Source organism: Natronolimnohabitans sp. A-GB9, from assembly GCF_030848565.1.
GTDB lineage: Archaea > Halobacteriota > Halobacteria > Halobacteriales > Natrialbaceae > Natronolimnohabitans.
This window is the reverse complement of the sequence record NZ_JAVDDV010000015.1, coordinates 23,476-44,526: the sequence shown is the minus strand read 5'-3', so window position 1 is coordinate 44,526 and position 21,051 is coordinate 23,476. Positions and strand designations below refer to the sequence as shown.

General features: G+C 63.4%; 21 protein-coding genes. 11 read left to right on the top strand and 10 right to left on the bottom strand.

Annotated elements, in window-relative coordinates; all coding sequences use genetic code 11:
- Window positions 1–86 precede the first annotated feature (86 nt).
- Window positions 87–635: a rubrerythrin-like domain-containing protein gene (locus RBH26_RS16115; protein WP_306759403.1), complete on the top strand. Its 549-nt coding sequence runs from the start codon at window positions 87–89 to the stop codon at window positions 633–635.
- Window positions 636–715: 80 nt separating this feature from the next.
- Entirely contained in the window at window positions 716–1,201 is a 486-nt protein-coding gene (locus RBH26_RS16110) for a hypothetical protein (RefSeq protein ID WP_306759402.1), read from the top strand.
- 90 nt (window positions 1,202–1,291) lie between these two features.
- Here the strand turns inward: RBH26_RS16110 and RBH26_RS16105 are convergent, their stop codons facing one another.
- The gene (locus RBH26_RS16105) at window positions 1,292–2,014 is read right to left on the bottom strand and encodes a DICT sensory domain-containing protein (protein ID WP_306759401.1); all 723 of its coding nucleotides are present in this window, start codon (window positions 2,012–2,014) and stop codon (window positions 1,292–1,294) included.
- A gap of 23 nt (window positions 2,015–2,037) precedes the next feature.
- Window positions 2,038–2,406, bottom strand: coding sequence for a hypothetical protein (locus RBH26_RS16100; RefSeq protein WP_306759400.1), 369 nt, complete (start codon window positions 2,404–2,406; stop codon window positions 2,038–2,040).
- A gap of 163 nt (window positions 2,407–2,569) precedes the next feature.
- Between RBH26_RS16100 and RBH26_RS16095 the strand changes: the two genes are divergently transcribed.
- Window positions 2,570–3,157, top strand: coding sequence for a GNAT family N-acetyltransferase (locus tag RBH26_RS16095; RefSeq protein WP_306759399.1), 588 nt, complete (start codon window positions 2,570–2,572; stop codon window positions 3,155–3,157).
- A gap of 14 nt (window positions 3,158–3,171) precedes the next feature.
- Here RBH26_RS16095 and RBH26_RS16090 read toward each other — a convergent pair whose 3' ends face one another.
- Window positions 3,172–4,011 carry a hypothetical protein gene (locus tag RBH26_RS16090; protein WP_306759398.1) on the bottom strand — a complete coding sequence of 280 codons (840 nt, stop codon included), beginning with the start codon at window positions 4,009–4,011 and terminating at the stop codon, window positions 3,172–3,174.
- A 2-nt stretch (window positions 4,012–4,013) separates the two neighbouring features.
- The gene (locus RBH26_RS16085; RefSeq protein ID WP_306759397.1) at window positions 4,014–5,390 is read right to left on the bottom strand and encodes a PQQ-binding-like beta-propeller repeat protein; all 1,377 of its coding nucleotides are present in this window, start codon (window positions 5,388–5,390) and stop codon (window positions 4,014–4,016) included.
- 105 nt (window positions 5,391–5,495) lie between these two features.
- Between RBH26_RS16085 and fen the strand changes: the two genes are divergently transcribed.
- Complete coding sequence (gene fen / locus RBH26_RS16080) at window positions 5,496–6,473, top strand: flap endonuclease-1 (protein WP_306759396.1); 978 nt, start codon at window positions 5,496–5,498, stop codon at window positions 6,471–6,473.
- A 112-nt stretch (window positions 6,474–6,585) separates the two neighbouring features.
- Here the strand turns inward: fen and RBH26_RS16075 are convergent, their stop codons facing one another.
- Window positions 6,586–7,737, bottom strand: a complete 1,152-nt coding sequence (locus RBH26_RS16075) for an FAD-dependent oxidoreductase (RefSeq protein ID WP_306759395.1) — start codon at window positions 7,735–7,737, stop codon at window positions 6,586–6,588.
- Window positions 7,738–8,096: 359 nt separating this feature from the next.
- Here RBH26_RS16075 and RBH26_RS16070 point away from each other — a divergent pair, with 359 nt between their 5' ends.
- Genes RBH26_RS16070 through RBH26_RS16045 form a run of 6 tightly spaced genes read left to right on the top strand, consistent with a single transcriptional unit; the run spans window position 8,097 to window position 13,114 of the window.
- Window positions 8,097–9,278 (top strand): ABC transporter substrate-binding protein, encoded by a 1,182-nt coding sequence (locus RBH26_RS16070; RefSeq protein ID WP_306759394.1) that lies wholly within the window; start codon window positions 8,097–8,099, stop codon window positions 9,276–9,278.
- A gap of 5 nt (window positions 9,279–9,283) precedes the next feature.
- Complete coding sequence (locus RBH26_RS16065) at window positions 9,284–10,417, top strand: iron ABC transporter permease (protein WP_306759393.1); 1,134 nt, start codon at window positions 9,284–9,286, stop codon at window positions 10,415–10,417.
- Window positions 10,414–11,274, top strand: a complete 861-nt coding sequence (locus RBH26_RS16060; protein WP_306759392.1) for an ABC transporter ATP-binding protein — start codon at window positions 10,414–10,416, stop codon at window positions 11,272–11,274. The genes RBH26_RS16065 and RBH26_RS16060 overlap by 4 nt, the downstream gene beginning before the upstream one ends.
- Before the next feature lie 2 nt (window positions 11,275–11,276).
- Window positions 11,277–12,137 (top strand): CbiX/SirB N-terminal domain-containing protein, encoded by an 861-nt coding sequence (locus tag RBH26_RS16055; RefSeq protein WP_306759391.1) that lies wholly within the window; start codon window positions 11,277–11,279, stop codon window positions 12,135–12,137.
- Window positions 12,134–12,487 carry a hypothetical protein gene (locus RBH26_RS16050; RefSeq protein ID WP_306759390.1) on the top strand — a complete coding sequence of 118 codons (354 nt, stop codon included), beginning with the start codon at window positions 12,134–12,136 and terminating at the stop codon, window positions 12,485–12,487. Before RBH26_RS16055 ends, RBH26_RS16050 begins: the two co-directional genes overlap by 4 nt.
- 3 nt (window positions 12,488–12,490) lie before the next feature.
- Window positions 12,491–13,114, top strand: coding sequence for a DR2241 family protein (locus RBH26_RS16045; RefSeq protein WP_306759389.1), 624 nt, complete (start codon window positions 12,491–12,493; stop codon window positions 13,112–13,114).
- 166 nt (window positions 13,115–13,280) lie between these two features.
- Here the strand turns inward: RBH26_RS16045 and RBH26_RS16040 are convergent, their stop codons facing one another.
- Both RBH26_RS16040 and mvaD read right to left on the bottom strand, forming a co-directional pair.
- Window positions 13,281–14,279, bottom strand: a complete 999-nt coding sequence (locus RBH26_RS16040) for a hypothetical protein (protein ID WP_306759388.1) — start codon at window positions 14,277–14,279, stop codon at window positions 13,281–13,283.
- Window positions 14,280–14,756: 477 nt separating this feature from the next.
- Window positions 14,757–15,740, bottom strand: coding sequence for a phosphomevalonate decarboxylase MvaD (gene mvaD / locus RBH26_RS16035; protein WP_306759387.1), 984 nt, complete (start codon window positions 15,738–15,740; stop codon window positions 14,757–14,759).
- Between the two features lie 209 nt (window positions 15,741–15,949).
- On the opposite strand from mvaD, the gene nth reads away from it, so the two are divergent.
- A complete protein-coding gene (gene nth, locus RBH26_RS16030; protein WP_306759386.1) occupies window positions 15,950–16,633 on the top strand; it encodes an endonuclease III in 684 nt (227 codons plus the stop codon).
- 90 nt (window positions 16,634–16,723) lie between these two features.
- Here nth and RBH26_RS16025 read toward each other — a convergent pair whose 3' ends face one another.
- The 3 genes from RBH26_RS16025 to RBH26_RS16015 form a co-directional block, all read right to left on the bottom strand.
- A complete protein-coding gene (locus tag RBH26_RS16025; protein ID WP_306759385.1) occupies window positions 16,724–18,424 on the bottom strand; it encodes a methylmalonyl-CoA mutase family protein in 1,701 nt (566 codons plus the stop codon).
- Between the two features lie 144 nt (window positions 18,425–18,568).
- Window positions 18,569–19,375 carry a CBS domain-containing protein gene (locus tag RBH26_RS16020; protein WP_306759384.1) on the bottom strand — a complete coding sequence of 269 codons (807 nt, stop codon included), beginning with the start codon at window positions 19,373–19,375 and terminating at the stop codon, window positions 18,569–18,571.
- A 41-nt stretch (window positions 19,376–19,416) separates the two neighbouring features.
- Entirely contained in the window at window positions 19,417–20,970 is a 1,554-nt protein-coding gene (locus RBH26_RS16015; RefSeq protein ID WP_306759383.1) for a DHH family phosphoesterase, read from the bottom strand.
- Window positions 20,971–21,051: the final 81 nt, after the last annotated feature.

Sequence of the window (21,051 nt, the reverse complement as noted above, 5' to 3'; positions counted from 1 at the left end):
AGTCTCGTCCGTGTGTGTCGAGAGGGACGACGTTCGACCACAGCCACCCATAATGACATAAGCGATCCGAACGTACTACCATCACCATGGCAACTGCACGCGATATCCTCGACGAGACGGTAACGTCCTTCGAAGCGACGACGCCGGTCGACGACGTAATCGACGAGATTCGGACGTCGACAGCGGGGTCGGAACGGACCGTCTACTACGCGTACGTCGTCGACGGGGACGGCACGCTCGAGGGCGTGACGTCGCTTCGCGAACTGTTGAACGCCGGCGGCGACACGCCGATCGGCGAGATCGCCACGGACAGCGTCGTCTTCGTCGAGACCGACGACTCGGTCGACCGCGTCGCGACGGTGTTCTCCCGGCAGCAGTTCATGGCACTCCCGGTCGTCGACGAGTCCAAGGAACTGGTCGGTGCCGTCACGGCGGGTGACGTCATCGAGGCGCTCGACGAGGAAGCGTCGAAGAAGGTCCTCAAGACGACGATCCGAGACATCGAGTACGATCCCGCCGACGAGAGTACCTACGAGTGTTTCTCGTGTGGGACGATCATGACGGCGACGACCAACCCGGGAACGTGTCCGAACTGTGGCAGCGACGTTCGCCATCGACAGACATCGATCGAGTGACGACCGGACCGGACGTCCCCGTGGCGACTCCTTGCGCATCCGTGCCCCGACCATACCTGTACGAACGGCGAACCGCGGGTATGAGTGAGTCTGCAACGAGATACGGCGAGGGCGACGAGGTAGCGACCCCTGACGGGCGTGGCGTCGTCGCCGCCGTTCTGACCGACGACTTCGCGTTTCCCCAAGGGGGCGGCGAGGACGACTACGCCGACGTCTCGGCCAGCGACGACCAGCCAGCGTACGTCGTCGGTCTCGAGACCGTCGGCTCGGCGGTCTACCGTGCGTCGGCGCTGGAAGCCAGCAATCTCGAGGATGACGACGCGACGCAATCGACCGATGGCGACGCCGAGACCGACATCGTCGACGAGGACGTCAACGGTCTCGACGACCTGCCGGAGGGGTGGGACCGGGACAGCGTCCTCGAGTACTGGTCGTCGATCGGCGGCTCGTGGGAGGAGTGTGCCGAGGACCTAACCGACGAGTTCGAGGACGAGCGCGCGAAAGAACACTGTTCGGCGATGAAAGACGAGGTGTTGCGGACCCAACGGTGGCGAAACCGGTTCTGAGACGGACTGCTGTCCTGATCTCCCGCCGATCGCCACTCCCGTGTAGCGATCGGGGTCAGTGACGACAGGAGACCGTATGAGAACCGCCGATTACTCCCCTGCCGTGGCGAGCGACCGTTCGAGCCGCGAGACCAGCTGCACGTCGTTGGTCCAGCAGCCCCTGAACGTGCCCGCGTCGACTTCTCTGGCGAGTAGGCCACTTGCCCGAAGGCGGTCGCCGCCGCCGTCGAAGGCGAGCGCCCAGAACGAGCCGATCTCGCCGCCGACATCATCGTGGATCGTGACGCCGGGAATCGATGGTCGATTCCAGTCGTCGTCGATGTAGATGTGGACGTCGAGGGCCGTCTCCCCGGCGAGTCGAACGTACACCGGCGCCGCCGCCTCGAGTGCGCTCGCGCGCTGAAAACTGGCCCGGAGCGTGCCGCTGCTGGTTCGCCAGGCGAGGGCCTCGATTTCGCGACTGATCGCGAGCAGTTGTCGTCGATCGAGCGCGTGCCAGATCGTCGTGTCGAACGTTTCGATCACGCGCCGATAGGCGGGATCGTCGTGATCGTCCCATGGCTCGCGGATCGGCGGCTCGAGGAACTGGCGGGCGGCTTCGAGGCCGATCGCGGCGACGAACTCGTCGCCCTCGTGGACGACGAGAAACCCCTGGTTGGGGCCGGCGACCTCCGGAAGCCGTCTGTACGCGACCGCGTCGATCCCCGTTTCCCGCTCTAGTCGCTCGACGAGCGTCGGCCGTGGTGGCGGTGCATAGACGGTGATCGTCCGTGGCGGATCCTCGATTCGATCGAAGCAGTCGGAGAGAGTCATTGAGTGGAGACGGGAGTAGAGGGTCACGAACCGGTTTCGAACGCACAGGCTCGCATTACGAGGTCCCGAATCGGCTCCGGACACGGCACCAGCGAGAGCGTGTCGCTTTCCTCGTCGTAGCGGACCACGCCGGCATCGACCAGGACCGGGACGTGTGTGTGACGGAGATCGAGGTAACACTGTCGACGACACTGCGGTTCGACGATGCCGTCACCCGTCGCGTACTGCCAGCCGGCGACGGCGTCGGCGACGTCCGAAAGCGACGCGGTTTCGTGCTCGAGGAGGACGTAACAGGCGAGTCGGCGGCGCCGATGACGAAGTACTCGAAACGCGGTGTCTAACTCCTCCGGGTTGGCGCGCCGGTCGTCCGGCGACGGTCGTTCGACGGTCATAGCTCGATCGTACAGTTGTGATCGTCCCTTCAGTTCGGTCGTATAACTGTGTTGCGGGGACACTGGCAACGATCCGAGATCGGAATCGCGGTCCGCGGGCGATAAATCGGTACGAGCGAAACCACCCCGTACCTTAGTGGCTGGCGTGCGAACGACCGCTACCGTGGAGTACGACCTGCTCGGCTGGCCGCCAGACGGACCGAAGCTACGCTTAGACCACGAACGGTTCAGCTACGCCGGCAAGTTCGTGATGACCAACACCGGCAAAGCCGTCGCTCGAGACGCGACCGACAAAGGAGACACGGACGAGTCGGACGGCAACGGGCCGGTTGCCGATCCCCCGATCGTCGCCGCCATCGCGTTCAACGAGGACCGCACCGACGCGACCACCCTCTGGCTGCGATACGTCACCGTCGCCGGCGACCGTCGCGGCGAAGGGATCGGTCCCGAACTGGTCGCTTTCACCCGCGACCGCGCACTCGAGCGTGGCTACGAACGACTTCGGATCGCCGTCAACAACCCCTTCGCCTACGAGGCACTGTATCGCGCTGGCTTTGGCTACACCGGAGCGACGACGGGAATTGCCGAACTTATCCTCGAGTATCCACGACCCGAAGACTGGACGAACCAGCGAGAAGCCTACCAACGCGGCCTCGAGGAGTTTCACGAGCGCGACCTCTCGGTCGAGGAAGAGTCGTTTCTCGAATCGAGAGCGGACAGCGATCCGCCGACGCTGGAACGTACGGAGTAGCGTTCCCGGGTCAGCTACGAGTCGCTCGCCGACACGTCGTTTTCGCTGCCGTGCTCGTAGATGCTGGCGACGACTGCCGCGTGGGCCGTCCCCGCGACTGCGACGCTCGTGATCGTGCCGGCTGCGAGCCCTGGAACCCCCGATACGATCGTCGCAACGCCAGTGAAGAGTGCCGCGAGAATTCCGAGACAGAGAACCAGGCCGGCACTCGAGAACGGTCTGGAGCCGGCGTAGGCGAGACTCTCGAGCACCGCCGCGTCGGGTCGGGTTCCACCGAGGACGATCGATGCAGGAGCCACCAGGAGTCCGCCCGCGACGACGACTGCGGCGAGTACGGTCACCACGGTAGTTCCGATCCCGGTGAACCAGCTCCCGAGCACGTAGATCGCCCCGAAGGATACGCCCTGGACGGCGAACACGTAGACTGCGAGCCAGCCGACTCGAGCGATCGGCGGAGCGAACCCCGCTGTCCCGGAAGCGACGAGCCAGATGCCGACGGCGAACGTGACCGCCGTCACCGCTGCGAGCGCGACCTGCCAGCCGAGGAGGGCGACGGCGTACTCGAGTCGCAGGCCGGGCAGGATCGTCGGTGCGAGTTCGACGGTCGGCTCGAGGCGCGGGACGAGCGGGATCGGTATCCGGAGCGATCCGCTCGCGCCGAACGACGAGACGCCGACCGGATACGGCGTCTCGATTCTCCCGAGAGTACTGGCTGCGCCGACGAGTCCGGCGAGGAGAAACGGGACGAGCGACGCGGGACGATCGCGAACCATCGCGACGACGGTGCGAACGACAGTGGCGAATCCGGGGCTCGTATCGGTGGTGTCGGTCGTGGAAGCAGAGTCAGTCGACATAGTTAGGAAATATCGAGTCCGTACAGCGCGAGCGTGGTGCCGAGGACGATCCGGTCGTTCGTGACGACGGGTGGCGTCAATGCCTCTCGCTCTTTCTCGCTTCCACCCGACGTGCCGACCATCTCCGTAAACGTCCACAGGAGGTCGCCGGTCTCGCAGTCGAGTGCGTGCAGGCCGTCGTCTCCGGGAACGAGCAGCGAGTCGCCGGCTACCGTCGGCGGCTGGAAGGAGAACGAAGTAGTAGCGAACGAATCGCCGTCGAAGATCACCTCCCAGCGGACGCTCCCGTCGTCGAGGTCGAGTGCCGTGACTGCCAGCGGATCGATTCCGTCGCGGGCGACGGTCCCGACGTGATACAGTCTCCGTTCGTCGGCGGCGAGGCCGACGTGATCGGATCGATCTAGCGTCCGGTCCCAGCCTCGTTCCCCGGTCTCCGCGTCGACCTCGAGGATCCGCCGGTCGCGGTCTTCGGTCTGTCCGACTGTGTAAACCACTCCCTCGCGTGCGAGCAGGCTATCTTCCCGTTCGTTGAACTCGGCATCGGTCTCTCGTTCGTCGACCGTCCACTCGAGATCCCCGTCGGCGAGATCGAGCCCGATCAGGTACGGCGTTCCGAAGAGCCGTCCCTTGACGACGACGGTGCCGGTCGTCTCGTCGACGACATGTCCGATCGGGTGGAGGTCGTAGTCCCAGTCGTCCGGTATCGCGTCCTCGAGGGCGTATCGCCAGCGCGGGTTGCCGTCGTCGGGCCGGACGGCGGAGACGCTGTCGGAGAAATGGTGAACGGTCACGAGCGTCCCGTCGGTGACGAGCGGCGACGCGATCGACCGCGACTCGCCGGAGCGTAAAGCGATACCTGCACCGCCGGTTCCGACGTGTTCCCCGTCGCTCCACCACCGGAGCAGTTCGCCGCCGAAGCCCGACACCTCGTCCGGCCAGCCCTCGGGGTCGGCGGCGTAGCCGGCGATGGCCCCACCGTAGGGGACGACCAGCGCACCGTCGCGATAGATTTCCGTCGGCGCGAACGCCATCGGTCCCGTTCCCCGGCCGAACGCGCCGTAGGTGTTCAGGAGCGTTCCCTCGCCGGTCGTGGGATCTATGACGAACAGCCCGTTTGCGTACTGGCAGTAGACGGTCGCGTCGGCGACGATCGGCGGTCGCCAGCCAGAGGCGCCGACGCTGCGGTCCCACGCGATTTCCGGCTCGGCGTCTGGAACCTCGACGTCCGGGACGTACCGTGTCCGCCCGGGATCTCGGCCGTACATTCGCCAGTCGTCCGCTTCGGTCGAGCGTCTCGTCCGGTCGAGACAGCCGCCGATCAGGAGGGTACCGATGCCGCCGAGCACCGCTCGGCGACTCGAGTGCGTTCCGGGGACCATTCCGTTGCTACAGTGTGTTATCGGGATGATAAATATTTTCCGCTCGAACAAGTCCTCGGCCGGGAAGCCAACGATTCAAATCCCAGTCCACCTAACTGCGGCGTAATGGGAAACGCTGCACTGCGCGACATCGCCGTTATCGAGGAGGTGCCGTTCTCCGATATCGAGGGTGTCGTCGCCGTCGACGCCCACAACTGGCTCTACCGGTATCTGACGACGACGGTCAAGTGGACCGATAGCTCGACGTACACGACCGCCGACGGGACAGAGGTCGCGAACCTGCTCGGTATCGTCCAGGGACTGCCCAAGTTCTTCGAGAACGACATCACGCCGGTGATGGTCTTTGATGGCGGACCCTCCGAACTCAAAGCCGACGAAATCGAGTCCCGCCGCGAACAACGCCGCTCGTACGAGGAACAGCTCGAGGTCGCCCGCGAGGAGGGTGACGAAGTCGCCATCGCCCAACTCGAGTCCCGGACCCAGCGGTTGACGCCGACGATCCAGGAGACGAGCCGCGAACTCCTCAGACTGCTCGACGTTCCCATCGTCGAAGCCCCCGCCGAGGGCGAGGCGCAGGCGGCCCACATGGTCCGCCGGGGCGACGCCGACTACGTCGGTTCGGAGGACTACGACGCCTTGCTGTTCGGCGCGCCCCTGACCTTGCGCCAGCTCACGAGCAAGGGTGATCCCGAACTGATGGATCTCGAGGCAACCCTCGAACGCCACGATCTCACGCTCGAGCAAGTGATCGACGCTGCCATCTTGATCGGGACCGACTTCAACGAGGGCGTCTCGGGGATCGGTCCGAAGACGGCGATTTCGGAGATCACGGAACACGGCGATCTCTGGAGCGTCCTCGAGGCCCGCGGCGACACGATCGAGTACGGCGACCGCGTTCGCCAACTATTCCGAGACCCCAACGTGACCGACGATTACGAGTTCGAGACGACGCTAGATCCGGACCTCGAGGCCGCACGGGAGTACGTCACCGACGAGTGGGCCGTCGATCCCGACGAGGTCGCCCGCGGCTTCGAACGGATCGAAGAGAGCGTCACGCAGACGGGACTCGATCGCTGGACCTGAGCTCGCACTACTACTCCCTGGTGTCAGCCGATCGACCACTCACCACAACCAGAGGCCGACGATCGCCAGGAACGGGTCGGCGATCGGCGGTAGTTGACTACAGCAGTCCGTATCAATCGGATTGCTCCGATCCGAACTCCCGAGAGACGCGGTCGACCGCGTTTCCAACGGCGCCGACCGACGAGAGGTAGCCCACGCCGACCGTCGTCTTCAGCGTCTTGGCCGCCCGGCCGGTCAAGACCGTCGGCCCAACCTGTGCGACCGCGTCGTCGCCGACGCTGACCAGCCAGCCCGGCGAATCGAAGGTAAACGACTCGAGGCGGGGCTCGAACGCATCGGCGTCCGAGTCGGCGCGTTCGGCCTCGACCAGTCGACCGATGTTTGCTGCTGCCGTCCGTGCCTCACGGACGGCCGCTTGTGCGCTTGCGGGCACCGCAGTTCCATCGGCGTCGACGACCCGAACGGCGTCGCCGAGCGCGAACGCGTGTTCGTCGAGACGCAGGTCGGCACTGACCACGGGTCGGTCGCCGTCGAACGCGTCCGGGCCGCAAATCCCGCCGGTCCAGACGAACGCGTCGACGGGCAGTCGCTCGCCGGACTCGAGGCGAACGCAGTCGGCGTCGGCACCGACCACGGCCGCTTCCGTCCGAACCTCGACGTCGGCATCGGTCAGTGTACGTTCGAGGGCGCGCTGGAAGTTCGCCGGGAACCCGGGTGCAACCTGCTCGGTTTGCTCTAGGAGCGTGACCGACGCCGTCCCTGCCGTCTCGTCGACGAGCGCCGCGAGTTCGCCCGCGACCTGGACACCAGAGAGGCCGGCTCCGCCGACGACGAGTCGGTCGCCGTCGCCCCGAACGACCTCGAGCGCCCGCCGTCGAATCCGGCGTGCGTGCGAAAGCCGCTTCAGGGGGATGCCGTACTCTGGGACGCCCTCGAGTCCGTAGTACGCCGTTTGCGCGCCGAGACAGATCGCCACCAGGTCGTACTCGAGACTGCCGTCGGAGAGCGCGACGACACGCTCGTCACGATCGATTTCCTCGACGCGTGCAACGCGAACCGTCGCTCGCTCGAGGGCTGCGGGCAACGATACCCGGATTTCGTTTGCCAACTCGGGCCGCCGGATCACCCGGTGGAGTTCGTGTTGCACGAGGTGGTCCGGCGACTCGTCGACGAGCGTAATCTCGACGTCGTCCGGAAGGTCGGACTCGAGCGAACGCGTCAGGGTCAGTCCCGCGTAGCCACCGCCGAGGACGACGACGTGCATACTGGTCGTACGGGCTCGAGGGGCAAAATCGTAGTCGTGAGTAGATCGTCGGTGGCAAGTCGTCTCGGACCCACTACGCCGCGTGGTCCGCCAACCGGTGAACGGCCTCATTCTACCCGCTCCCTTCAGTCGCTCCGTGAGGTGAGACGTAGCCTGCAAGCGTCAGGCAAGTGGTTGCTGCTGCTCGTGGTCGGTCTTTTCGTACCGTCCCGTCCACGTCGTCTTCTCGCCGGCACTCCCATCCGACGGGCCGCTACGCCGCCCCGTGTTGGTCTTGCGTTGTCGTAGATAATAACATAGGAGACAAAATTATGAATGATAAATACTATGCATTCAGAATTATTAAGACTGAGTCGAACATGAATAGCGCCGGTAGTCGACATGTACGGATCAGACGACGGACAGCCCTCGGATCGATCGCAGCAGCGGTTCTCAGCGGCGCTAGTGCCGGATGTCTGAGCGGCACCGACGCCGACGACGAGAACGGCAACGGCGACATCTCGATCGAGCCAGTCGGGACGGTTCCGCTTGAACAGCCACCTGAACGCTGGATCGGTGGACGGGATTTTGCAGTTGACGTGGCGCTCTGTCTCGGTGAACTCGACTCGCTGGTCGGGATGATCCGACCGGACGACGTCTTTACCGACTTCTACGAGACACTGGGCCTCGACATCGACCTCACGGATGTCACCGATATCGAACCGGAGACACATCAGGTGAACAAGGAACTCGTCTACAGTCTGGATCCGGATGTGATCGCAGTCGACCCCAACCGACTCGTAGCCAACAACGGGCTCGAGGTCAACGACCTCGATGAACTCGAGCGCAACGTTGCTCCGTTTTTTGGCAACTATAGCCGAGAAGCACGGGAAAGTGGTTGGCCGAACTGGCCCGACGGCGAATACCGGTACTACGAGTACGACGAGCTACTATTGAAATACGCGGAGCTGTTCGATGCTGTCGATCGAATGGAAGACATAGTCGCGTTCCGCGACGATGTCCGCTCGTCTATTACTGCACGCCTTCCGCCGGAATCGAACCGCCCTCGTGTCGCGTTACTCCTGGCAGGCCCGAACCCGGAAGGGCGAGGTGATGCATACTTCCTCTACAACACGTTGCCAGCGCGTGAAGACACCTACGGACAGATGCAGTATCGACAGCTCGGTGTTCACGAAGCGTTCGACGAGTCGGTTCATGAAACAGGCGCAACCAGCCGAATCGGTCACGAAGCGATAGCCGAAGCCGATCCCGACGCTATCGTCTTTAATTTCGGTGTCGTCCACCCCGACAACGCCGCTGAAACGGAACGAGCACTCCATGAGAGCCCGGTTGCGGATGACATCAGCGCGGTCAGAAACGAGCGTCTCTATCTCGGCGGCACACCCTACCAAGGGCCGATCACGAGCCTGTTCCAGCTCGAGATGCTTGCAAAACAGTTGTACCCCGAGGAATTCGGGGAGTTCCACGGCGTCGGCGAAGTTCCAGACGACGAGTGGCTGTTCGATCGTGACCGGCTCCGCGAACTGATTGCGACCGCATAACCGTCATGGCGAGTGATTCCTCACGCGTCGATTCTGTCCGTACCGTGGTCGGCCTCGAGTCGATCGACTCGCGTCTCGTTCCCATCGTCCTCGGCAGCCTCACAGTCTGTCTCGTAATGGGGGTGATACAGGTGACGTTCGGCGCGTACTCGATGACAGTGGTCACAGCCTGGCGTGCCGTCTTCGATCCGGCAGTGTGGGGTGATCCGGCTACTTTGGGCCGGTTCTTGCTCGGAGAGGGGATCGCGTCGTCCTTGTTCGGCGAGGCGACCGAACTCTCGACAGAGACGACGATCGTCTGGGAGCTACGACTGCCACGGGCCCTCGCTGCATTCATCGTTGGTATCAACCTCGCAATCTCTGGGGCGGTCTTTCAGGCAGTGACTCGGAACGAACTCGCCAGTCCCTTCATTTTAGGAGTGAGTTCGGGGGCAGGACTCGCAGTCATCCTCACACTGCTGTTTTTCGGAAGTCTCATCTATTTGCTGCCGATTTTCGCGGCTCTGGGCGGTGCGGTCGCGTTCCTGCTGGTATACGCCATCGCCTGGAACGGCGGGACCAGTCCGGTTAGACTCGTGCTCGCGGGTGTGATCGTCGGTACCGTCTTCAGTTCGCTCCAGACTGGGCTCTTTTTCGTCGCTGACGATCTCGGCGTCGTCCAAGGGGCCTTGGCTTGGACGACTGGCTCGCTCGTCTCTGTCGATTGGCCTCAGGTCCGGATCGGGATACTCGTGACCGCCGTTACTGTCGTGTTGACGATTGCGGGTGCGAGACAGCTCGACGTGTTGTTGCTCGGTGAAGAGACGGCACACTCGCTGGGAATGCCGGTCGAACGGATCCGATTCGGACTCTCCTGCGTGGCGATCCTTTCAGCGGGAATAAGCGTTGCAATCGCCGGAATCGTCGGCTTTATTGGATTGATCGTTCCTCACGTTGTCCGGACGATCGTCGGAACAGCACACGCTCGCGTCGTTCTCGGCTGTCTCTTCGTCGGCCCAGCGCTGTTGCTGGCTGCAGACGTCGTGGCTCGCCTCGCGTTCTCTCCGGTCGAAGTGCCGGTCGGGATCGTCACCGGACTCGTGGGTGGACCGTACTTCCTGTATCTCATGCGGAAACGACGACAACTCGGTAACTTATGACAGACGCTAACTACAATGGGCGAGACAAACCGAACGCCGTACTGACTGGGTCCGGGCTTCGGCTCGAGTATCCCGACGCTACGGATCCCGTCATCGAAGACGTAACGATAGACGTTCCGGCTGGATCGACAGTAGCATTGATCGGGCCGAACGGAAGCGGCAAGAGCACGCTATTGCGGGGGCTGTCCCGGAAACTCTCGCCGTCCGACGGACAGGTCGTTCTGAACGGATGTGCGATTCAGCAGTACGATACACGCGAGCTTGCGCGCCAGCTCGGGTTTCTCGCACAGCGTCGTCCGTCACCCGACGGGCTCACAGTCGAAGAACTCGTCGAACACGGCCGCTATCCTCACCGGGGGTTCTTCGACGGGATGAGTCAGCAGGACCGAGAGGCGATCGAGCGGGCGATAGAACAAGCCAGGCTCGCATCCATTCGTGATCGGCCCGTCGACGATCTAAGCGGCGGCCAGCAACAACTCGCGTGGATCGGGATGTGCCTCGCCCAGAACTCCAACGTCCTGCTCGTCGACGAACCGCTTACGCACCTCGACTTGCGTAATCAACTCCTCGTCCTCGAGGTGTTGACCGGTCTCGAGAATCGAACGGTCGTTGCGGCGATGCATGACCTCCAGTACGCCGCTCGCTTCGGCGACCATATCGTCGCACTGGACGACGGCGAGGTCTACGACAGCGGTCCGCCGTCGACGGTGTTGACGGAAGCGTTGCTCGCCGACGTGTTCGAAATCGACGGCATGGTCTCCCGGGCTGACGACGAGATCCGGATCTATCCGGAACGTCCGCTCGAGACGAGGTCGACATCGACTGACGGCTCATCACCGTCGAATACGATTCCATAGCAATGACAGAGTCATCACCACACGGCTATCGACATCAGTACCGACCAACGAACTCGACAACACGAGCACTCGAACGCGACCTGGCGGTCGTGCTCGCCGCTCACGGTTCTTCCCGGAGCCGTGGCTCCGGAGATCCGGTATACGCCCACGCACGACGTCTCCGAGAGCGACCCGTGTTCGACGAGGTGCGAGTGTCCTTCTGGCAGGAGGAACCCAGCTTCGCGGAGGCGCTGCGGGCGACAACGGCCACGCACCGGTTTGTTGTTCCGCTGTTCGTCAGCGAGGGCTACTTCACGCGAACGGTCCTGCCACGTGAACTGGACGCAGCACCGAACATCACGGTCGACGACGTGACGATTACCCGCCCCGTCGGTACGGCGCCAGCAGTCACGGACTTGATCGCGTCGCGTGCGCTCGAGGCCTGCCGTGCCGACGACACTGTTTGCGATCTGTCGGACGTCGCCGTCGCGATCATCGCTCACGGGGCCGAGAACGATCCCCGAAGCGCCGTCGCAGCAACCGACCACGTGGAACGTCTTCGCCGCCGGAACCCGAAGGCGGTCTCCGAGGCGTTCTACCTCGAGGAGCCGCCGTACGTGAGCGAGGTCCTCAAATCGCTCGATCGCCAGCAGATCGTCGCCGTGCCGCTTTTTGTCGGACGAGGAGACCACGTCACGACGGATGTGCCCGAGTTGCTCGGTTTCGATCACGCACACCGGATCGACGACACGACGACAACGCACGTTGGTGAGATCGACGGCCGAAACGTCCGATACACCGAGCCGATCGGAACCCACCCTGCTCTAGCAGACGTTATCGTTCGACGCGTCCTCGAAACTGCGACGGGGGTGAACGGTTCGTGATGGACGAACTCGAGGTACCCGACCATATCCGTACGACACTCCGTACGACGCTCGAGAAAGGTGACATCGTCGGACATCGTTACGAGAGCGACGTCGCTTACGATGACCCCACGATCGTTTCCATAGCCGCGACCGAATCCGGGGTTCGCGTCAACGACTACGATGGCACACATCGGTACGCTACTCTCGAGGAAGTCATCGATCACCACGCTCCGTTTGTCACCGACTGGTTTTACTGGGATCGAATCGTCGGCGGCCGTGAAACGCCGGGACGAGCGTTTCTCCGGTGGCTCGAGGGTGCCGATGTAGCCGACCGATCAATCGACACACGGTACGACGATCTCCGGTAGGGAGTGTGTCGAACGTGGGGTCAACTCGCAGTGAGAGTAGAACGCGATCGGACCGGGAATCGCCGGTACGAGCTCCGTCATATCGAGGACCTCGACGCTGAATCCGAGTCACTTAAGCAAATCGATTTGTTTGAACTTCCGGCACTCGCACGGACCGACACAGACGGCGACTATCGGCCGCTCCGCGGAAGCGACACACTCCGACGCGGCTGGCGTCTCTTCCTCGATGCAAGGGGTATCGTCCAGGCAGTCGACGACGTCTATCCCGCATCGATCGCGACCTGGCACCGTGACCGTACCGGTCGTCTCGAGCCGGTGTCGTTCCGTGAGATGGCCGACCGACAGACTGGTCACCTCCAGTGTCTCGCTGACGCAGACCGTACAGACGTCGAGACAGTCATTCGAGACAGGTGTAACAGCTGTCTGAAAAGGCGAGCATGGGGGGTCGAGGAAGCTACCGATTCTGAGGATCGCATCGAGTCGGTGCGAGACGACCAACTCGTCTGCCCGGAAGCGTGTGCGATCGTACGGACGGACGTACGTCGCAACGTCGTTGACGACGGCGGTCACGATCACGGCGACGAACCCGAGACGGACGCCGGCGACCACCCTGACGCATCTTCCTGACATCCACCGACGGCGAAACGTATACTGTCGGACAACACGGTTCACGCGCCGATCGCACGTCGGCTGTGCGATCAGTTTCGTTACGATACATAAAACGAGGTTTTGCGCCATCCTCACACGACGCTCACACCTGTACTGAACGTGGTGTCATGAGCCGTACCACTGCCTACTGTTCCGGTTCGTACTGCTCCCGGTGGACGACCGTCTCGCCGTCGTCGCTGATCGCGGTGACCTCGATCTGGTCGCCGTCGGGATCGTACGTGGGATACAGTCGCATCCCTGCCCAGCCGCCCGGCTCTCGGTCCGGACCGCCGATTTCGCCTTCGTAGCCGTCGATCGCCGACTCGATCCGAACAGTGTGTGCCTCGAGCCCCGGCGAATCGGTCAGGGTCACCTCGGCCTGGGTAACCTCGAAGTCGAACTCGTCGTCTTGATCGTCCGTCGCGGTCTCGTCCTCGTCATCGACGTCGAATCCGTCGTCCGGATCGTGCTCCCAATCGATCCCGACGACGACGTCGTCGGCTTCGTCCTCGATCGGTTCGTCGAAGGCTTCCTCGGGATCATCGGGCGTGTCGTCTTCGGTGCCCTGAATGAGGATCTTCCACTCGCCGTCTTCGGTGGCGAGCACCCAGAGACTTCGTTCTTCAGTCTCCTCGTCGACCGTCAGTTCGACGACGGCGATCGATTCTCCCTCGAGTTCCTCCTCGAGATCGACGTCATGAAACCAGAACTCGGCGCCTTCGATCGCGTAGACGTCCTCGACGTCACCGTCGGTCGTTCGCACCTCGGCGTCGTACTCGGGGACGTCCTCACCGTCGCCACCCTCGAACTCCCATCCCTCTTCGACCCACGATGCCGGATCGTACGGATTCAGTTCGTGGGAGAGGTCGCTCATCGTCTCGATCTCCTCGTCGGCGGCGGCCTCGAGGTAGGCGTCGACGACGTCGATCTGTTCCGGAGTGGTGTCTCCGTTCCCGTTTGACTCGTCGTCGTCGGATTCGTCACCGTTCGATTCGTCGTCCGACTCCGAGCCAAGCGTGTCGAGACAGCCGGCGAGAGCGAGCATCGCAGCGGCGCCGCTTCCCTGGAGGAGCCGTCGCCGACCGAGCGAGGTGTCCGGTGTCGATTCAGCCGATCTGGAGGACCGTGTCGGGCGGTTCGACATAGTACGTAGTAGGGAGGATAGAATATTCAATTTATTGGAATGATCGATTATAGTATCTATATTTCGATTACTATCGTTACTGTCGATACTATAGTGACATCACGATCCGCGGTCGTGGACTCACTCGAGTCGCGGCCGGACCCGACCTCGTACGGTGTCCCGTCCGCCCGCGAACCCACAGGCGGGTCGTGGGTCGGAGGATCGCCGGTGCTGGCGGACAGCAGTCCCTACTATAGTAGCCACTGCAAGTCATTGCACACCTGATCGCCAGACGGATCGGCGATCAGTGTGTAAACCGTTGCAGTTGTTACTATAGCGTTCCAGCCGTCGACTGCTGGGTGAAATCGATGGGTGTCGGCTGACTTCGCCCAGCAGTTCAGGCGTGGACCGCCACTAGTGGCGTCCCCAGCCTGCAGTGATGGGTACAACCGATAGCGGTCGGCTGTGTGTACGCATCACTCGACGCTGGGGACGGTACTAGAACAGGTGCTTCTCTTCGTCGAGTAGCTTCGCGGGGCCACCGACGTCCCAGACGGTCGTCGAGACGCCACAGTCGGCGACTTCCTCCTCAACGCGGTCGACGTGTTCCTCGGTGGTGTTGACGTAGACGCTGGCGCCGGTGTCCGTCGAGAAGTAGACGGGAATGTCTTCTTCCTCACGGAGTTCACGCACGCGGTTGAAGATCCGCAGGGTGGCCGGTTGCCAGTAGACCCATCCCGAAGGACCGGTCATCGTCGTCGCGGCGAGCGAAAGCGAGTCCATCTCGGCGAGTTCGAACGTACGCTCGAAGTCGTTGTTCCGTAAGGCGTCGCGCATCTCGGCGATCTGCTCGTGGATGTGGGCGTTGCGTGCCTGGAACATGTGGCTGTCGGCGGCCTCCTCGTGGGCATCTTCGGTCTCCTTGTGGTAGGGAACGAGGCCGACGACGATCTTCAGGTCCTCGTGGAGATCCGTCGGGATCCGTCGGGAGCGACAGTCCTCGTCGTTCATCCCGGTATAGAGCTGGGAGAACGCGCCGGTGACGGCACGGGCGGAGGACGCCGACCCGACGCGGGCGATCGTCGAGATCTCCTGGCGCGAGGCGTCGAGTTCGGCGGCTTCGGCAAGCGCCATCGCAGCGGCTGCAAAGCCAGACGACGACGAGCCGAGACCGACGTTAGAGGGGAAACTGTTCTCGCTCTCGAGGCGAACGGGATAGACGGTGTGGGCAGCGTCGGACTTCGAGCGAGCCTTCTCGACGACGGCCTCGACGCGTTCGTAGGCCCGGCCCTCGAGTTCCTCGCCATCGACGACGAAGGTATCCTCTTCGTACTCCATCGAGAACTCGACGGTGGTACGGGTGTGACTCGGTGCGGTACAGAGGCTGATACTGTCGTGATAGGGCAGTCGCTCGATCTCGTCTCGCATCCCGTGGTACTTGACTAACCCCTGGATGGGGTGAGCCATCGCGGTCGCTTTCATACCCGCATACGCGGATGATGACCGCTTAAAGGTCACGGCATCCGCGTCTCATACTGGCGGACAGTAGTTATACTACCGGACAGAAGTCAATGAAGAGAATTCGCCGGATAGAAGCGGCGAATTCTCATAATAGTTCTGTCCGGCAGTATCAGTGAGCCGACCCGTACGGAATCCGAACGCTCAACAGACGGCGCGCCTATCGGTCGCGCATGGGAACCCCACTGGAGTCGCGGTCGGCACAGGCCGAGGAAGTCATCGATCGCCTCGAGGAAGCGTATCCGGACTCGACGATCTCGTTGCGATACTCGAGCCGACTCGAACTGCTGATCGCAGTGATCCTCTCGGCACAGTGTACCGACGAGCGCGTCAACGAGGAGACCGAACACCTCTTCGAGAAGTACGACGGTCCCGAGGACTACGCCAACGCCCCACAGGAGGAACTCGCGGAGGATCTGAACTCGATCACCTACTACAACAACAAGGCCAAATACATCCGCAGCGCCTGCGAGACGATCCTCGAGGACCACGACGGCGAGGTGCCCGACACGATGGACGAACTGACGGAACTCTCCGGAGTCGGCCGGAAGACGGCCAACGTCGTCCTCCAACATGGCCACGACGTCGTCGAGGGGATCGTCGTCGACACACACGTCCAGCGACTCTCGCGGCGACTCGGCCTGACCGAGGCGAAACGGCCGGAGACGATCGAGCAGGAGCTGATGGAGATCGTCCCGGAGGGGTACTGGCAGCAGTTCACCCATCTCTGTATCGACCACGGCCGAGCGACCTGTACGGCCCGCAACCCCGACTGCAGCGACTGCGTGCTGGCCGACATCTGTCCCTCCGAAAAGGGCGACAGCGAGATCGATCTCGCCGCCGGCGAACCCTGGTAGCCGGCCGCCTCATACGGACTGCTGTCCTGATCTCCCGCCAACTGCCAGAACGGGTCGGCGATCGGCGGAACGTGACGACAGGGGACCGTATCAGGCGAGTCCGATCTGCTCGCTGTACTCGCCGTGGACATCCTCGAAGACGCCCATGATCTCGCCCATCGTCGCGTAGGCTTTCACCGCGTCGACGATGTAGGGCATCGTATTCTCGCCGCGTTCGGTCGCTTCGCGGAGTTCCTCGAGGGCATCCTCGACGGCCGAATCGTCCCGATCCGTTTTGACGTCCTCGAGACGCGCGAGTTGTCGCTCGGCCGTCGTCTCGTCGATCTGGAGGATATCGGGGCTGGTGTCCTCTTCGAGCGTGTACTCGTTGACGCCGACGACGACCTCCTCGCCGCGTTCGACGCGCTCTTGGTACTCGTAGGAGGCCTCCTGGATCTCCCGAAGGAAGTAGCCGTCCTCGATCCCCTTCAGGACGCCGTCACGAACGGAGCCGTCGCCCATTTCGCGGATCTCCTCGAGATACCGCATCGTACGCGTCTCGGTCTCGTCGGTCAGCGCCTCGATGGCGAAGCTGCCGCCCATCGGATCGACGATGTCGGCGGCGCCGGACTCCTCGGCGATGATCTGCTGGGTGCGCAGTGCGACGCGGACGGCCTTCTCACCGGGCAGCGCCAGCGCCTCGTCGAAGCTGTTCGTGTGCAGCGACTGCGTTCCGCCGAGGACGCCTGCAAGCGCCTGGATCGTCACGCGGACGATGTTGTTCAGTGGCTGTTGGGCAGTAAGGGACTGACCCGCGGTCTGGGTGTGGAACTTCAACCGCTTCGATTCGGCCGCGTCGGCGTCGTACCAGTCGTCCATCACGCGGGCGTAGATGCGCCGTGCCGCGCGGTACTTGGCGATCTCTTCGAAAAAGGAGTTGTGACAGTTGAAGAAAAAGGACAGCCGCGGGGCGAACGCGTCGACCTCGAGGCCGCGTTCCATCGCGTCTTCGACGTAGGCGAAGCCGTCGGCGAGGGTAAACGCGAGTTCCTGGACCGCGGTCGAGCCAGCCTCGCGGATATGGTATCCCGAGATCGAGATCGGATGGAACGTCGGCGTCTGCTCGGTAGAGAACTCGACGACGTCGGTGACGAGGTCGAGGGAGGATTCCGGGGGGATCACCCACTCCTTCTGGGCGATGAACTCCTTGAACATGTCGTTCTGGAGGGTCCCGCGGAGCTTCTCGCGGGGGATGCCCTGCTGGTCGGCCAGCGCGATGTACATCGCGTAGATCACCGGCGCGGAGGGGTTGATCGTAAACGACGTCGAGATCGCCTCGAGATCGATCCCGTCGAAGAGGATCTCCATGTCCCGCAGCGTGTCGACGGCGACGCCTTCCTTTCCGATCTCGCCCTCGCTCATGGGGTCGTCCGAGTCCAGACCCATCAGCGTCGGCATGTCGAACGCGACGGAGAGTCCGGTCTGGCCCTCGTCGATCAGGTAGTGAAACCGTTCGTTGGTCTCTTCGGCGGTCCCGAAGCCGGCGAACTGTCGCATCGTCCACGTCCGGCCGCGGTACATCGTCGGGTACGGACCACGGGTGTACGGCTCCTCGCCTGGAAAGCCGAGATCCTCGAGGTAGTCGAGGTCGTCGACGTCGGCGGGCGTATACAACCGGTCGACGTCGAGATTCGAGACGGTCGCGAACCGGTCTTTGCGTTCGCCATGGGCGTCGAGGGTCGGCTCGAGTGTCTCCCGCTCCCACTCCGCCCGTGCCTCCCGGATCGACTCGAGGTCCTCGTCGTCGTACATACTCGCAATTTTTGCCAGGCGCGGCATTAAGGATTCCGGGGAATGATAGCAAGTGTCAAGAACGTCTCCGTAAAACGGTCAGCAAAATAGGGGACGGCTCGGAACGACTCCGAGACGGGTCGGGATGCTCCGAGAAACGATCAGTCAGTCGCCCGACTGCAACCGTTTCGTCGTCTGGACGAGTGGATGCCGGGCGTAGTCGACGACGTCGATATCGTCGATCTGTTCGAGGTCCTCCTTGGCGGCGGTCCGGGCCATCCCGAGATCGATGGTCTCGTCGACGACGATCACGTAGGCGTCCATCTCGTCGATCTCGAGGCGGTCCGCTGCGAGCACGCGGTGGTGACCGTCGGCGAGCAACAGCGTGCCGTCGTTGTCGATGACGACTAGCGGCTCGGCTAAGCCGCGCTCGAGTTCGTAACGGCGCCCCTCGAGTTCGTCGGCGTACACCCGCCCCTGAGTCGGCGTCAGCTCCGAAAGCGGAACCGTTCGCCGTTCCTGCTCGAGAGAGACGTTGTGGATCTCCTCGAGGGTACGCATCAGCTTCCCCACCTTCTCGGGGGTGGCGCGCTCGATCTGGCTGCGGATGACGTCGGCGTTCGAGATGATTCCCACGAGGTTCCCAGCGTCGTCGACGACGGGGAGCTTCTGGATCCCCGACCGGAGGATGACGCGGGCGGCGTCGGTCACCTTCATGTCAGGATGGGCGACCAGCAGATCGGTCGTCATCACCTTGAAGATGGGATCGTCGTCGTCGGCCAGTAACAGATCCCGTGCGCTGACGAACCCTTCCACGCGGCGGCGTTCGCAGACGGGAAACCCGCTGTGCTTGTCGCTCTCGGCGATCCGCGTGGCGACCTGTCCGACCGTCGTCTCGGGGGCGACCGTCGCCACGTCACGCGTCATATACTCCTTGACCTGGGGCTTGCTTCGCTCCGACGCGACTTCCATGGGCGTTTCAACGGACCCCGCGCGCAAAAGACTGTCTCGTTTCACGCGGATTCCTCGCTTCCGGCCTCGCCGTCGTCGTCGGATCGAGTCCGATCGCCCGCCGGTCCGCCGCCCTCGTCGACCGAGAACAGCCACTGGCTGGTCTGGCTGTAGGCGCCGACCGGCGTCCCCGGGCTGGTGTCGATCGCCTCGAGAAAGCGGTTCGTGATCACTTCCTCGACGACGCTGACGATGGATTCGACCTCGTCGTCGTCGTCGACGCTGCCCATGATTCCCAACTCGAGTTGCGCGCCGGCCATGTCGGCGTGACCGCCACCGCTGCCGATCCGGTCGAAGGCGTCACGGACCGCCTCACCGAGGTCGACGTCGGCGTCTCGCGACCGCGCAGAGAGATAGACCATCTCGTCGCGGAACCCGAAGACCAACGTCGTCTCGATCCCTCCCATCGACAGCAGCTGATCGGCCGCCTGTGGTAAGGCATCACGGTTGCTGATCTGTCCAACGCTGGCGATCGCGACCGAGTCGCGCTGGATGCGGTTCTTGATCGCTCGCGCGATCGTCTCCAGGGTTTCCCCCTCGACCGTCGGCTGTTCGACCTGCTCGAGAACCGACGTATCGACGTACGGCCAGAGGATCGATGCGGCGTTGAAGTCGGCCGCGGAGACTTCCCGCGTGAAATCGTTCGTGTCGATCCGAATACCATACAGTAGCGCCGTCGCCGTCGAACGTCGAGGCTCGAGTCTGAACCGCTCTAGGTACTCGGTCAGGACGGTACTGGTCGCGCCGGCCCGTTCACGCAGGTCGACGAACTCGCCGGGCACCGGCCCACGAGGCGGGTGGTGATCGATGACGATGTCGACGTCGAGGTCCTCGGGCAGTTGATCGTTGACACCGGGTCTGGAGTGGTCGACCAACGCGAAGGCATCGTAGGCCTCGAGCGAGTCGTCGGGCGAGTGGTTCTGGAGGTCGAGATCGAGTAAGTTGACCATCGCCCGGTTCTCCTGGTGGGAGATCTCGCCGAAGTAACAGGCGTCGGCGTCGACGTTCATCTCGTCGGCGATGTCGACCAGTGCGACGGCGCTTGCGATCGCGTCCGGGTCGGGGTTGTCGTGCATGACGACAGCCAGCCGGCCGTCGATGGTCGCCAGCTGGTTTCGAAGCCTGATCGCTGCGTCCGCGGACGGACTCACCGCGCTCTCGACGACGTGTTCGACCATGGCTCGCTCGGCGTCGACGATGTGATCGGCGAGTTCGTCGAACCGATCGCGGTCGTCGGCCGTCGCGTTGCCGCCCAGATAAGCGACGATCGACGCCGTCGGGAAACGATCCCGGGCGATCTCGAGGGCGACCCGGTTGACGTCGGTACGATCGCCGGCGATGAAGATCACGTCCGGGGGCTCGAGGTTCGCGATCGCCGATGGATCGGTCGGATCCGCGTGACGTGCGGGGACGCTTTCGTCGCGCAGCGTCTCGACGACGCCGTCGTCGTCGGTGACGACGAGCAGACGGTCGGACTCGCCGCCGTCGCGCTCGGGGAGCTGTTCGACGACCTGGCGGCCCACCGTTGCACACCCGAGCACGAGCCGGAAAACCATATGTCGCGTGTTGCAATTCCGAGGGTGAAAAGCTACCGGCTCGGTTCGCAGACGCCGGCCGGACGTCGTTACAGCGGTTCG

Bases quoted from the DNA above. Each gene is read 5' to 3' on its own strand.
- RBH26_RS16115 (WP_306759403.1), top strand. From the start codon at position 87: ATGGCAACTGCACGCGATATCCTCGACGAGACGGTAACGTCCTTCGAA.
- RBH26_RS16110 (WP_306759402.1), top strand. From the start codon at position 716: ATGAGTGAGTCTGCAACGAGATACGGCGAGGGCGACGAGGTAGCGACC.
- RBH26_RS16105 (WP_306759401.1), bottom strand. From the start codon at position 2,014: ATGACTCTCTCCGACTGCTTCGATCGAATCGAGGATCCGCCACGGACG.
- RBH26_RS16100 (WP_306759400.1), bottom strand. From the start codon at position 2,406: ATGACCGTCGAACGACCGTCGCCGGACGACCGGCGCGCCAACCCGGAG.
- RBH26_RS16090 (WP_306759398.1), bottom strand. From the start codon at position 4,011: ATGTCGACTGACTCTGCTTCCACGACCGACACCACCGATACGAGCCCC.
- RBH26_RS16085 (WP_306759397.1), bottom strand. From the start codon at position 5,390: ATGGTCCCCGGAACGCACTCGAGTCGCCGAGCGGTGCTCGGCGGCATC.
- fen (WP_306759396.1), top strand. From the start codon at position 5,496: ATGGGAAACGCTGCACTGCGCGACATCGCCGTTATCGAGGAGGTGCCG.
- RBH26_RS16075 (WP_306759395.1), bottom strand. From the start codon at position 7,737: ATGCACGTCGTCGTCCTCGGCGGTGGCTACGCGGGACTGACCCTGACG.
- RBH26_RS16070 (WP_306759394.1), top strand. From the start codon at position 8,097: ATGAATAGCGCCGGTAGTCGACATGTACGGATCAGACGACGGACAGCC.
- RBH26_RS16065 (WP_306759393.1), top strand. From the start codon at position 9,284: ATGGCGAGTGATTCCTCACGCGTCGATTCTGTCCGTACCGTGGTCGGC.
- RBH26_RS16060 (WP_306759392.1), top strand. From the start codon at position 10,414: ATGACAGACGCTAACTACAATGGGCGAGACAAACCGAACGCCGTACTG.
- RBH26_RS16055 (WP_306759391.1), top strand. From the start codon at position 11,277: ATGACAGAGTCATCACCACACGGCTATCGACATCAGTACCGACCAACG.
- RBH26_RS16040 (WP_306759388.1), bottom strand. From the start codon at position 14,279: ATGTCGAACCGCCCGACACGGTCCTCCAGATCGGCTGAATCGACACCG.
- mvaD (WP_306759387.1), bottom strand. From the start codon at position 15,740: ATGAAAGCGACCGCGATGGCTCACCCCATCCAGGGGTTAGTCAAGTAC.
- nth (WP_306759386.1), top strand. From the start codon at position 15,950: ATGGGAACCCCACTGGAGTCGCGGTCGGCACAGGCCGAGGAAGTCATC.
- RBH26_RS16025 (WP_306759385.1), bottom strand. From the start codon at position 18,424: ATGTACGACGACGAGGACCTCGAGTCGATCCGGGAGGCACGGGCGGAG.
- RBH26_RS16020 (WP_306759384.1), bottom strand. From the start codon at position 19,375: ATGGAAGTCGCGTCGGAGCGAAGCAAGCCCCAGGTCAAGGAGTATATG.
- RBH26_RS16015 (WP_306759383.1), bottom strand. From the start codon at position 20,970: ATGGTTTTCCGGCTCGTGCTCGGGTGTGCAACGGTGGGCCGCCAGGTC.